Origin of the sequence: Novipirellula sp., assembly GCF_041583735.1 — a bacterium.
Classification (GTDB): domain Bacteria; phylum Planctomycetota; class Planctomycetia; order Pirellulales; family Pirellulaceae; genus Novipirellula.
In genome coordinates this window covers 1-13,208 of record NZ_JBFHFD010000208.1, presented here as the reverse complement: position 1 = coordinate 13,208, position 13,208 = coordinate 1, and the positions used below count along the sequence as shown (strand labels likewise).

Sequence of the window (13,208 nt, the reverse complement as noted above, 5' to 3'; positions counted from 1 at the left end):
TCTGGCGGCTTTTCCCACCCCAATCTTCGTTGCAAGACGATCTCGATAACACCGGTGTTTGCGTTCGCCTGCGGCGTTTCCCGCGATTGAATCATTTGCTCCAAAACCTGCGGATCGGGATCACGAAGCTTGAATTGAAAACACGCTTCGGGCTCGTGCGAATGAATGCATAAGTAACGTTCAGTGCCGAGTTCACGATTTCTGGACAGCCACTTTTCCAAACGCCACAAGTCTTGCCCCGCATCAAAATTGCTTTGGTGCAATACCGGAGGCGTCTTGTACGAGCCACCCAACATCGGATTGACATACGCGAAATAGTTTGGAAACACGACCGCGTATTCCAAAAGCATGACCACACACAAAGCGACCGCCGCAAAACGCATGGCTCGCACCGCTCGGAATGACCAATGGCACCATGCGACGCCGGCCAGCAGGTAGATCGCAGGTAACGCGGGCAATGCGTAGCGAAGATTGACCGCCATCTGCCAGTGGAGCGAAAGGATCAGCAGCACCGACGTCGCGGCAACCGAGCAGCAAATCAGCAACGCCGAAACGTCTTTGTCTCGAAGTTCACCCGTCGGAGGCAACCGCTTTCGCCGGATCAAGGACACTGCGAATACAATCGCTAAGATGACCGCTCCAATCCAAACGGCGAGCTGTTCCTTGGCCAACAGTCCATAGACGTAATACCACCAGACACCCTCGGGATACCAACGGCCATCGACGTAGGCGGCACGGCCGTTTTCCACGGCAGCCTGTTGCTCATCGATCCCGATCAAAAATTGTGCCGGTAACGGAGACGGCAATTGTCCGACCAGCCTCGACACAGCGCTGCTTGGTGCGTCCCCGGACGACGTATCATTGAGCCACGACAAGAGATCGCTGCGAAAACGATGCTGCGAAAGCCGCCATCCCAAATCCTGCCCCCCATACATGACCGCAACAACAATCGCGGCGATGCAACCTTGATAGAAATGCGATCGGATTGCAGTTAGCGTGGCCTGCGACCCTTTCAATTTAGCCACTCGAGTTTGGTAGATTACCGTTCCGACCGGCCATGCCAGATACACCGCACAAAAGGTGAATTTCGTTGACAGTGCTAGCCCCCACGCTAATCCACACAGCGTCGAAGTAGACCGAGCGGGCCGTCGCCACCACGCGACCGTCGTCGTGATCAGCAGCACCATCATCGTAGCGGACGACACGTCGGGCATGATCAACCAACCATGCCCCAACACCAACGGGTTGGTCAACCATAAGATTGCTGCGATCAAACCGATTTTGCGAAGGTTCTGCGGAAGCAAAAACACGATCAACCAAGCGGTCAAGCAAGTGAGCAGCACACGTGGCAATCGACCGACATAGAACAGAGTCCGGTAGTCCGCGTGATTGGCCTGCATAAACCGGTATCCCAAGTTGAACTCATGCCTTGCGCCAACTGCCATCTGAGATGCGGGATAGAGCCCGGGTAGTTCCGGCTGGAACAGCAATTCAGGGATCGCGGCGGAGCTCAATTTCACCAACGGTGGATTCACTCGGTAAAACCCTGGATCTCCGCTGCGCAAGACCGCGAGCCCGGACGCCAACTGAGCACTCTCATCCCAGGTCGGTGCGGACGCCCAGCTCTGCTGCAACAAGGAGATCGCCGCAGCCAGGGTGAACACCATCAGGATCGCCATACGCTTATTTTGGAACATAGTTCAACTGCAGCATTCCTGACATCCACGTAATGTATAGACGTCCGATAAGTTTACACCGAAACAAACCACAAAAATTACATGCAAGGCATTGATTTGCAACAAAACTCTAAACAGTTTTTTTCTTTGCAAACTAGCGTTTTTTTGTTGCATCCGATTGCATTTCCCGATAAGTTCACAAAGCTTAAGTGCATGCAACCGCCGCCAGCAGGAGTATTTCAAATGCGAATCACTAAGGTCGTCTCGTGTATTGCAATTGCGGTGATTGTTTATTTCGTGTTCGTTAGGTTTGCAGGATTAGGAAATTTCGTCGCTTACACGCGGGGGGAAGATTCAGTCATCGACCTTATCCAGGACCCTCGAGCCACCGGCCCCGCGATCAACGTTCGCAACTTAACCTTTAGCAAAATTACGGTATTGGGATACACAACATCTTGCAGCTGTGTCGGCATCTCAGGTTTACCAATTGACATACAACCGGGCACAAGCACCCTGCTGCCCATTGAAGGTGGTGTGGATAAAGGAGTGGAAGTAAGGATCACACTGCTCATACAAGACACCGCTGGTATTCGGGAGAAGCAAGTAAAAGTATCTAACTTTCACTTCAGCCATCAGTCGTAGAACGGCGGCGGCAACTGCTTCAAAATCATTTGCCCAATTTACGGAGCGTGAACCGCGTCTCTTAGCTCCTTGCTTGCGGCTATGCACACTCACGCACAAGCGACTTTCATTCTGTTGTTCGCAAATTGATGATCGTTATGTTGAGTTTCGTTTACTAGAGTTTTCTGTTATGGGAGGAAGTATGATGAGGTTTGGTTTGGTGAAGTTTAGTCTGATGGGTTTCTCGGCAGTGATATTTTCTCTGGCTCTGTGCTTTGCGCCGGTATCGTCCGCCTGGGCAGGCACCGACTGCGACGACGGCTGCGCGGAGTCGGCAGGATGTTCAGGTGGTTGCCTGGAGGCGTCCAACTGTGAAGGTACAAGTTGCAAAAACCTATCTATTATTGAAGGGAATGAGCACTGTGGCTGCACTAGGTAGCTAACGCCAATGAATTCCTACATAGTGAATGTGTCACTTTGGGCATTTTGCTTACTAGTCGCTCACATCGCATGTAGTGGTTGACGGACGATGTTGCAACGCCATTTGCTGTATTCGCGTCAGCGATGGCTTCGTGAAGCGACCTGCCTTGCTGAATGCGCAGCCTCAATGGCTCGCTTTCTCAGCAAGAAGGTCGCTTTTTCACTCATATCCGGTGTACTTGGTAGATTGCTTTTCAAACTTATTGAGTGGGTTTTTATTAAGATAAGATAGCCCCAAATAAAGCTAGCAATGTCATCGACAATTTTGAGAGCAGATTAATGGTTCGATTTTTACTGGCTTCACTCATTACCGTAATCGTTGCAGGTGGCCTTCGCGCGGATGACAAGGAAACCGAAAAGGAAATCGTCGCGTTTTCGGAAGAAATAAGAAGCACGTTCAGCCCTGTGGAAACGACTTTTCAATCACGAAACCTAATCAATGACACGCTCGCGCAGAGCGTCTACATCGAATCCGGAGAATACTTTCTCTATGAGAAGCCAACTGCGATTTGCGCTGCGAATCCCCAATACAGTTTCTTCCTCGAACGAAAAACCGCATCCGATCCGTGGCAACTTAAGTCACTCAAGCCACGAACGAAAACGGAACACGACACCGAACTTGTGACGGAAGTTCAACTTGTTAAGGGCGCTCAGTACGGATGGCTAACCGCTAACGGCTTCCGAATTGATGAGTACTTTGAACTTGACCAACGCAAAATTCATGCTGCTCACTCGGGCCGCGGTGACGACGAGGAAGTCCGTGTAACGATTGAAATTCCTGACACAAAGCAATGGATGAGCAATGGCATGCGTGTCAACAAGGAGCGAATTGCTGCAAGATTCTTGCCTAACAAGTACGGCTGGGTTCCTGTGCAGGCCGAGGCATTTTGGCCAAAAGGCAAGGGAAGGAGCATCTCGCAGAACCGTGACTTTGTCCAACAAGATGGCTTTTGGATCCCGCGGGAATCGGAGACGAAAATTTTTAAGACCGTCGAAAGCAAAGAACCCTATGTACACATTTTGCAACGGTTCAGCTACGAGGACTCACCCCCCGACTTGGATCGGTTTATGGTCAGTCACTATGGCTTCAAAGAACCTGTTCTTCCCGGCAGCGAACGCAGTCGTATCGGCGTCGTCATCGCCATTTCGATTTTCCTGCTCGTTGCAGGATTTTTATTACTCAAGAAGCTCGAAAGAAAGCCAACCGCACAAACGTCATAGCCTTTTGGAATCACCACGGTCCTAACGCTCGAGGTTTGAGGTTGCACGATTTTAAGGCAGGGATTTGAAGCTCTTCACGCGAATCACAAATTACCAAAGACTGTTACTATCGCTAATTGTCATCCATGTCGTGCTGGTTGGCGGTTGTGCGATCCGGTACGGATTTGCATGGACCGAGGTTGGCTTGCTGCCTGCGGGGATTTTGGATTGGCAATACGGCAATTTCGACGCGTTTCGCGTCAATCCACCGCTGGTGCGTTTATGGGCAACGCTACCGCTGCTTACTTTTGACCCCGAGGTCGCAGCATTGGCAGCAGACATCGACCCGCGAGATCGGCTGGAATGGACACTCGCACGATCGATGTTGGAATCAAATCCCGAGGCGGCTCATCGCTGGTTGGTTTTATCGCGGTTGTTCTGTCTGCCATTTACGATTACTGGGATGTACGTCGCATCTCGGTGGGCGAGAGAACTGTATGGCTCGGCGGCCGGAATCGGTGCCGCACTGCTGTGGGCATTTTTACCAAACAACATTGGCTATGGCTGTTTGATCAGCGGCGATGCACAGGCGGCAAGCATGGGGTTGTTGACACTCTATCTGTTTCGCGGCTGGCTGAAACGTCCCGGTTTAGTAGAGACCTACCAATTGGGACTCGTCTTGGGATTGACGATGTTATGTAAGAGCAGTTGGTTGATTTTGTGCGGGTTGTTACCCGGGCTGTGTCTGGTGATTGGGGTGGTCCAGTACTGCAAGCGTAACCGCGATATGGGTCCGCAGAAAGCTGATACGATGCAGAGCCGCATACGGCAACTGGTGTCACTCGGTTCCGCACTTGTAATCGCATTGTTCGTCGTGAACTTGATGTACGGATTCGCCGGCAGCTTTCGGCGTTTGGACAGTTATCAGTTTATCAGCAAGACACTCGCGGGCAGCGACGATTGGCAAGCTTATGCCCCCTACAGCGGAAATCGATTTGCCGGAACGTGGCTCGGACGCCTTCCGGTGCCATTCCCCGAAGATTTGGTGATCGGCGTCGACTTGCAAAAATGGGACTTTGATCGCGAGCGATGGTCCTACTTTCGCGGTCAATGGCGTAACCACGGCTGGTGGCACTACTACTTGTATGGGATGGCGATCAAATTGCCGCTTGGCTTTTGGTTGTTATTTCTAATCGCTGCAACGGGGTTTCTTTTGCGGGCATCCTGGCGAGTGCCGTGGCAGCAAGAGTTACTGCTGTGGACACCAATGCTGTTGATCCTAATTGGCGCGAGTCTCGAGACGGGGCTAAACCGGCATTTGCGATACGTGTTGCCAGCGATGCCGTTTGCGATTGTCATTGCGAGTCGTGCGTTTCGCGTCTTTGACGTCCCCCATCGCACATTGCGCCCCGCCGTGGCGGTGGCCACCGTGTGGATAATTGCCAGCAGTCTCTGGATCTATCCTCACAGTCTGTCGTATTTCAACGAATCGATCGGCGGTCCGTATCGAGCTCACGAATACCTCAACGCCAGCAATCTCGACTGGGGCCAGGACTTGCCCTACTTGCGTCGATGGCAGCAAGCGAACGCTGAAAAGCGGCCGCTGATGGTCACCAACTACCTACACATCGTCGACCCCAGTGCCGCCGGGATCCAAACCAATGGCGCCGTCCCGTCGATGCCCACTCGTCGCAACCATCGCACGGGGTCATCAACGCCCCAGTTTCAGCCCGGTTGGTACGCAATCGACCGAGAAACTTTGCTGCGTCGTAGCGGTGAGTACCAATACCTACGCCAGTTCGAGCCGTCGGCATGGGCCGGCTATGGATTTCAAATCTACGAGATTTCAATCGAGCAAGCCGCCACGCTACAGCGACAGTGGCTTGATACGAATGAGCCGACCGTCCCCCAGTAGCAACCTCTCCAATCACAGCGAGATCAATCAATGACCAATGAAAACGAACAAACGACCGATCCGCATCAGCTTGATGGTTGGTTTGAATTCGGTTGCTGGACGATCATCGCGATGACACCGTTTCTGTACTGGGTCAATGGCTCCGCGGTTTCCCGCGACCAGCTTGTGGTTCGTTCGCTGTTGGTGGTCGTCGCATTGATCGCTGGTGTCACGTTGCGATGCATTGCATGGTCGCGGAGATGACAAACAGCTTAAAGCCGCAGATGGATGACGACTCAGTCTCGGCCAATTTCAACACAATTACCTGGATCTTTTAAATGGCCGTTCCTACCAAACAAAAACTTCTCGACATCGCTAATTTCGCAAGCCTCAAACGTGCTTCGCTAGTACTCATGATGTTGATTGCTGCGACGGGTTGTTCATCACAGCCGATGGAAATCAAGCCCAAAATGGAATGCCGTTCACCCAACGGTCTACGCGACAACAAGAAGATGTTCCAGTGGAAATACGATCGAGTCCGCGAGGTCATTTTGGAGGTGTTACCCGAAGGAGAAGAGGGGATGCCATTTCCGGAACTACGGGACGTAGCTGAGCAGCAATTCAAATCAAGCGAACGTGAGGAGATAGGGAAACTCTCGTGGTTCGTCGAAACGGTGACTTTGGAAATGGAAACACGTGGGGAACTGCAGCGTTTCCCCGAGACGAAAACTCCGACGCCGCTGCCGAAGAATGTGCGGCGAGTTCCCAACGCAATTTGACGGTCACTGTATGGCGTACCGAGCAGAACGACATTCCGCTTCCGCTAAATCAATTTCCAACAACATTCGCTGACGACTTCCCATGGGCCCGATGGCTACCAAGTACGCTGCCGCAATTTTACTTTCGCTTCAGGCCGTCCTATTGGCGTGGGGTGCGGTACGTCATAGCCCGACCTACGACGAGGTCGCGCACTTGCCCGCGGGACTGAGCCACTGGGAACGGGGCGATTATCATCTGTATCGCGTCAACCCGCCGCTCGTGCGAATGATCGCTTCGCTGCCGGTTTGGTTTTTGGGTGCCGATACCGATTGGAGCCGACTTGATTCTGTGATCGACTCCGATACCAATAAGCGAATCGACTTCGAAGTCGGTGCGGAATTCATCGCCGCCAATGGCCCGCGTGCGTTTTGGCTTTACACATTTGCCCGCTGGGCGTGCATCCCGTTTGCCACCATCGGTGGATGGGCGGTATGGCGATGGAGTCGCAAACTTTACGGAGATGGCTCAGCGATATTGGCGGTTGCGTTATGGACGTTCAGCCCGTTGGTGATCGGACACGGCCAATTGATCACCCCCGACGTCGCGGCCGCATCCATGGGAACACTCGCGTTCTATCTGTTTTGGCAGTGGCTGCGGGAACCCTTGTGGAGGCACGCGTATCTCGTTGGCGCAGCGCTTGGTTTGGCGGAACTGACGAAAACAACCTGGGTGATCGCCATTCCCTTGATATTGACGTTGTGGCTCGGGTTTACCGGAATCCATTGCCAACAACGCTGGCGGCAGGCATCCCAACTGGCATTCATTTTCGGATTGGCTTGGTTCGTCTTTGTGCTCGGTTACAGTGGCGACGGACTGTTCAAACCTCTCGGTGAATATCAATTTCAGTCACAGGCGTTCTCTGAGACAGAACCTGTCGACCAGGACGAAGAGGTTCACGACGTTCGGAGCAAGAACAATCGTTTTGCGGGGACGTGGATGGCCGGCATCCCGGTGCCGCTTCCGGAACAATACGTCCTTGGGATCGATGTCCAGAAAGCCAATTTCGAGTCCACAACGCTCTCCTATCTGGGCGGAGAACTGCGGTCACAAGGCTGGTGGTACTACTACCTGTACGCCGTCGGCGTAAAGTCCACCTGTGGTGCACTACTGATGCTCGTCGGCGTCACGATCGTTCGAATTGTCACCATGGCAATCTCGATTGCCAATCCACATCGCCGCAATGTTTTGACAAAAGACGAATGGATTGTCGTGGTTCCGCTGATCGCGATCCTCGTGACCGTCAGCTCGCAAACCGGTATCAACAAACACCTGCGATACCTCTTGCCGGCGTACCCGTTTGCGATCATTTGGATCAGCCAAGCTGTTCGGCTGGCCGGTGCAGCGAGGCCGAAGCTGAGAAAATACGGCCACACGGCAATGGTGGCATGCACGGCATGGGCCGTCTCATCGAGTCTGTGGATTTACCCACATAGCATGTCGCACTTTAACGAGCTCGCAGGAGGCCCGCGTCGAGGTGACCAGCATCTGATCAATAGCAATATCGATTGGGGTCAGGATCTCTTCTATTTACGTGACGAACTCGACAAGCGGGGGTGGCGAGGCGTCGGCATGGTGTATTGGGGACGCTTTGATCCGCGGTTAGCAGGGATTGAATTTGATCTGCCCCCACGCGGTCCGTTCGAAGCGACCTCGGACGCACGAGGCCGTAGCCGATTGCTTCCAAAGCCGGGTCGTTATGCGATCAGCGTCAATCACATTCGCGGCTATGCGTTTCTAGCTCCAGACGGGAATGGCGGTTTGGCGATGCCTCGAAAAGATGCCTACAGCTACTTCCAGCGATGGCAACCTATTGCAACCGCCGGATACTCGACGCGTTTGTATGAAATCAGTACGACCGATGTGACGGAGTTACGCCAGCGACTTGGATTCGATAACCTCCCCGATTTAAAAATCGCAATCAACAACAACTTATCACTGGATAACAGTCACGCAACGACTGTGACAGCCATAGCCAATGAGAGTGCATTTTTGTTGGGATGTGCCGATGGTTCGGTCAAACGATTCCAGCTTGCCGAACCAATGCAACAGCGACAATCCACAACCGATGGCGAGGCAAATCGTCAGGGCGTCGAACTCATGCCGGCCTCGACACACTCCGTCGCGGCCTTGGCGAGTTCACCATCGGGAGACCGTTTCGTTAGCGGGTACGCCAACGGCGATGTGTTCTTGGCGACGACGGAAACAGCCAGAGAGGCGTCTTCTCGCATACGGCTAGGGACTCATGATTCGCGAATCACGGCGGTCGCATTCTCACCCGATGGAACTCAGGTGGCATCGGCAAGCAATGACGGCATTGTTCAGATTTGGGACACAAATGGGTCGGGATTATCCGCAAGCATCGACTGCGAGCTGACAACTACAGCGTTAGGTTGGGTCACATCAAACCAATTGCTCGTGGGCACGGGAGATTGGAAGACCGGACGACGTGGATCGATCGGCCGCTACGACGTGACCGGCCAGTGGCTCGGCGACCTCGAAAACAGTCGCCACCTGATCATCGACCTCGTTGCCACAAAGGATGGCCGCGTGATCGGACGCAACCACACTGGCGAGCTCTCCATTTGGGATGGGATAACAGGCAAGAAACAGTTCACCCTCGTTGGTGAGACTGCACGTCAACTGTCGTTGTCGAGTGACGAACGTTGGCTGGCTGCTAGCGTCGCAACGGGTACGATCCGAATTTGGGAATTAAGCACCGGCGACCTAGTCCAACAATCTAAACTGCTTGAACATCGAATCGAAGAGATGGCATTTGTGGGAACCGAACCAGTGCTGATCGCGGTGGATGCTCGCGGAAACGCACACGAGATCTCCATCACGCTCGATGAAACTCGCCCTACACAGATCGATTGACAAAACTCCCTTTACAGACTCCCTCTCTGACGAGACTGTGCGATGAAACTGATCATTCAGATCCCATGCTTTAACGAAGCCGAAACGTTGCACCGCGTGCTCGCGGATCTCCCCTCGCAGATTTCTGGCATTGATGAAATCGAGACACTGGTGATCGACGATGGCAGCAGCGATGGAACGGCGGCCGTTGCATTGGGACTGGGTGTTGATCATGTAGAACGACATCTCTGTAACCGCGGACTGGCGGCAACCTTTGCCAGCGGGCTGGAGACCGCACTGCGTCTGAATGCGGATATCATTGTCAACACCGATGGCGACAACCAGTACCCCAGCTCTTCGATCGCGAAACTCGTCGAACCGATCGTCGCAGGCCGAGCGGACGTGGTCGTAGGAGACCGACGCCCTGGGGCGGATCCAAAGTTCTCACTCGTAAAACGGTGGCTACAGCGATGCGGACGCCGCGTGGTCAGCGGGTTGGCCGGCCGCGATCTGGCGGATCCGGTCAGCGGCTTTCGAGCCTTTTCTCGCGCTGCAGCGGAACGAACGCATATCGTCACGGGGTACACCTATACGATCGAGTCACTACTGCAGGCCAGCTGCAAAAATCTGGCGATCGAGTTTGTCCCCATTGATACCAACCCCGCCACCCGACCGTCGCGATTATTTCGATCGATACCGCAGTTCGTTTCGCGTTCGGCGATCACGATGATGCGAGTGTTCTTTATGTTTCATCCGCTTGAGGTGCTGGTCAATATCAGCCTAGCACTGGCGTTGGTCGGTATCCTGCCAATCGCTAGGTTCTTGTATTTGTACGTGTTCGATGATGGCAGCGGGCACATTCAATCATTGATTCTGGGCGGAGTGCTGGTGGTTTTGTCGGCGATTACTCTGGTCGCAGGCCTGTTAGCGGATCTGATTTCGCACAACCGGCGACTGCTGGAGAAGACGCTCGAGCGATTGCCGTACGCTCGCATCGCAAGCAATCCGTCGAACGAACCAGAGCGTCACCACCACCGTTCGACGCATCGCCCCGAGCGATCTGCGTTCACCTTGCTCGAGTTGATCGTGGTGATGGCCGTTCTCTCAATTCTCGTCGCACTGTTGTTGCCATCGGTCCAGTCTGCGCGAGAGGCGGCGCGGAGGACACAGTGTGCCAATCATCTCAAACAATGGTCACTGGCACTGCAGCAACACGTGCACACGTATCGTCAGTTTCCGTCTGGCGGCTGGGGAAAAGATTGGGCAGGAATCCCGACAATCGGCAACGGACCAGCTCAACCAGGCGGTTGGATTTTTCAGTCACTTCCCTTTATTGAACAAAGTGCATTACAACAAACCGGAGGGCACCGAGCCGAAGACGAAGAGGCGAACGGCCAGCGGCTGCAGACGCCGCTTCCGATATTGCACTGCCCCAGCCGACGCGGCGGGGAACTTTTCTTCAACGAACGAGGATGGCACCCTCATCACCATCCACTGCTCGTGTTTGTTGCCCGCAATGACTACGCGATCAATGGCGGAGGTCAAATGATCCGCTCCGGCGCTGGCCCCGATTCGATCGAAGACGCCCGCAGCCACACGTGGCCGGACATGTCGGACAACACAGGCATCTGTTACCAACGCAGTCGGATTCGTTTTCGCGACATCACCGATGGGCTGAGCAACACCTACGCGGTAGGCGAAAAACAGATTCCGGTGAACCGCTACGCTCTAGGAAGTGATATGGGGGACAACGAAAGCGCATACAGCGGTGATGACCGCGATCTGACTCGCTATGTTGGTGCGGTCGGAGACACTCGATTCCGCCCGCTTCCTGATTCCAACCTGCCTGAAGAAGAAGGGACAGTATTCGGCGCGGCCCATCCGGCGGTGTTTCAAATGACGCTCTGTGACGGCGCGGTAAAATCGATCAGCTACTCGATCGATTCCACGGTCCATTCGCAACTAGGAATTCGCAATGACGGAAAGTCCATTGACGCAAACGTTTTCCAGTAGCTGGCGTTTTTTAATGTGTAGGTTTTGCGGCTGGAAAATCGATTACGGTATACAAGTCCACCTCGCCCAAACTGCAGTTTGGGAGAGGTAGTACGCAGCAAGCCACCTCTCCCGAGCGAAGCACGGGAGCGGTCGGACGGGCCCTCAAGGCCGCGTCCGGGTGAGGGCCGACCGAGCAAGTTGAATCGCGGCAAGTGCTTGCCAGCGAGTTGTCCAGTGCGAGCAAGCCGGAGACAAGCCCTCACCCGAGCATCGCTGAAGGCTCTGCTCGACCTCTCCCAAACTGCGTTTGGGAGAGGTGCAGCCAACGAGTCACCTCGCCCGAGCGAAGCACGGGAGAGGTCGGACGGGCCCTCAAGGCCGCGTCCGGGTGAGGGCCGACCGAGCAAGATGAATCGCGGCAAGCGGTTGCCAGCGAGGTGTCCAGTACGAGCAAGCCGGAGACAAGCCCTCACCCGAGCAATCGCTGAAGGCTCTGCTCGACCTCTCCCTAAACTGCGTTTGGGGAGAGGTGACAGTCAACGACCTTCCGCTGCTAACGCCGCGGCACTTGTAGACAACCAAAATGGTCCATCGACATCGATGACAGGATTGATTCGGATTGCGACTGCATCGCAGGATCCAACTGCATCGCCATCGTCGAATGCTCCGCCGCCAAACGAGTCTTTTGATGTTCGCGGTAACACTGCGCCAATAACAAATGACTCTCGGCGGTCGGATCGATCTCCACCAACGTGCGATACGCTTGCTCTTCTAATGCCCGCTGATCAAGTCGTCGGGCGGCAAACCCGATTCCCTTCCATGCACTGCCCAGCCCCGATCGTTTGGACTGGCTTGCGGGTTGCGATTCCCAGTAAGCCACCGCTGCCTGGTAGGCCTCCAAGCTTTGCGACATCCGATTCAAACGCTGGAAACACAGTCCTTTATAGTCCAAGCTAACGGGCTGAAAACGATCACCGCGAGTCAATGGCTCGAGCAACTGCAACGCTTCCTCATTGCGATCCAAATGCATCAACACCGTGATCCGCTGGCCTAGCACGCTAACCGAGGCATCAGCAGAGAGAGGCTGGCCCGCTTCAGCTTGCAGTTTTATGACAATGTTTTTCAGTTCCTGCTGGACTTTTCGCACCGATTTTTGATGAATGATGCCGCCGGGATTCAACTGGGCAAACTGTTCGGATTGTCGGTTCGCCAGTGCAAAACGACGGGTTTCTAGTGATCGCTCGAGATCAATACGAATCCCATCCGCAACCGCGTCCGCATAGGCCGCCGGCACTAGCGTCGCCAACGCGACCAGCATCGCGAATCGTATCCATCCGTTCTCCGCAAACACGGGTAAACGTGGCGACGGCATTACGGTCGTGCCCGCAAATGTCACGGCCATCATCGTCGCCATCGCGATCACGCTGCGGCATACGGTCAGCGTGATCACACTTTGATCAGGAAGCTGAGTGATCGATGCTGCAAACACGGTGATCGCGGCAGCGACCGCAACGCCCCCAAACGCAATGCTTAGTTTCTGCCAGCTAGAGAATTTGCAAAATGACTGGACGCCCCACACTGCAAGCGGAAACGCCGCAAAAAAGGCACAGGCGACGACGTCCCAGCGACCGAACACTTGCACGACACCTTCGGAGTTTGACAGCAGCATG

General features: G+C 54.3%; 9 protein-coding genes. 7 read left to right on the top strand and 2 right to left on the bottom strand.

Annotated features, from left to right (window positions below):
* Positions 1 to 1,697: ArnT family glycosyltransferase (locus tag ABX962_RS16520; RefSeq protein WP_372721149.1), on the bottom strand; the 1,697-nt coding region annotated here is incomplete at its 3' end.
* An 81-nt stretch (positions 1,698 to 1,778) separates the two neighbouring features.
* On the opposite strand from ABX962_RS16520, the gene ABX962_RS16515 reads away from it, so the two are divergent.
* The 7 genes from ABX962_RS16515 (at position 1,779) to ABX962_RS16485 (ending at position 11,556) form a co-directional block, all read left to right on the top strand.
* The gene (locus ABX962_RS16515) at positions 1,779 to 2,318 is read left to right on the top strand and encodes a hypothetical protein (RefSeq protein WP_372721148.1); all 540 of its coding nucleotides are present in this window, start codon (positions 1,779 to 1,781) and stop codon (positions 2,316 to 2,318) included.
* Positions 2,319 to 3,056: 738 nt separating this feature from the next.
* Positions 3,057 to 3,998: a hypothetical protein gene (locus ABX962_RS16510; RefSeq protein WP_372721147.1), complete on the top strand. Its 942-nt coding sequence runs from the start codon at positions 3,057 to 3,059 to the stop codon at positions 3,996 to 3,998.
* 64 nt (positions 3,999 to 4,062) lie between these two features.
* A complete protein-coding gene (locus ABX962_RS16505; protein ID WP_372721146.1) occupies positions 4,063 to 5,892 on the top strand; it encodes a hypothetical protein in 1,830 nt (609 codons plus the stop codon).
* A 30-nt stretch (positions 5,893 to 5,922) separates the two neighbouring features.
* Entirely contained in the window at positions 5,923 to 6,135 is a 213-nt protein-coding gene (locus tag ABX962_RS16500; protein WP_372721145.1) for a hypothetical protein, read from the top strand.
* A 149-nt stretch (positions 6,136 to 6,284) separates the two neighbouring features.
* The gene (locus ABX962_RS16495; RefSeq protein WP_372721144.1) at positions 6,285 to 6,650 is read left to right on the top strand and encodes a hypothetical protein; all 366 of its coding nucleotides are present in this window, start codon (positions 6,285 to 6,287) and stop codon (positions 6,648 to 6,650) included.
* A 91-nt stretch (positions 6,651 to 6,741) separates the two neighbouring features.
* The gene (locus ABX962_RS16490; RefSeq protein ID WP_372721143.1) at positions 6,742 to 9,564 is read left to right on the top strand and encodes a glycosyltransferase family 39 protein; all 2,823 of its coding nucleotides are present in this window, start codon (positions 6,742 to 6,744) and stop codon (positions 9,562 to 9,564) included.
* 42 nt (positions 9,565 to 9,606) lie between these two features.
* Positions 9,607 to 11,556, top strand: a complete 1,950-nt coding sequence (locus ABX962_RS16485) for a DUF1559 domain-containing protein (RefSeq protein WP_372721142.1) — start codon at positions 9,607 to 9,609, stop codon at positions 11,554 to 11,556.
* A 535-nt stretch (positions 11,557 to 12,091) separates the two neighbouring features.
* On the opposite strand, the gene ABX962_RS16480 is transcribed toward ABX962_RS16485, so the two are convergent.
* Positions 12,092 to 13,208: hypothetical protein (locus ABX962_RS16480; RefSeq protein ID WP_372721141.1), on the bottom strand; the 1,117-nt coding region annotated here is incomplete at its 5' end.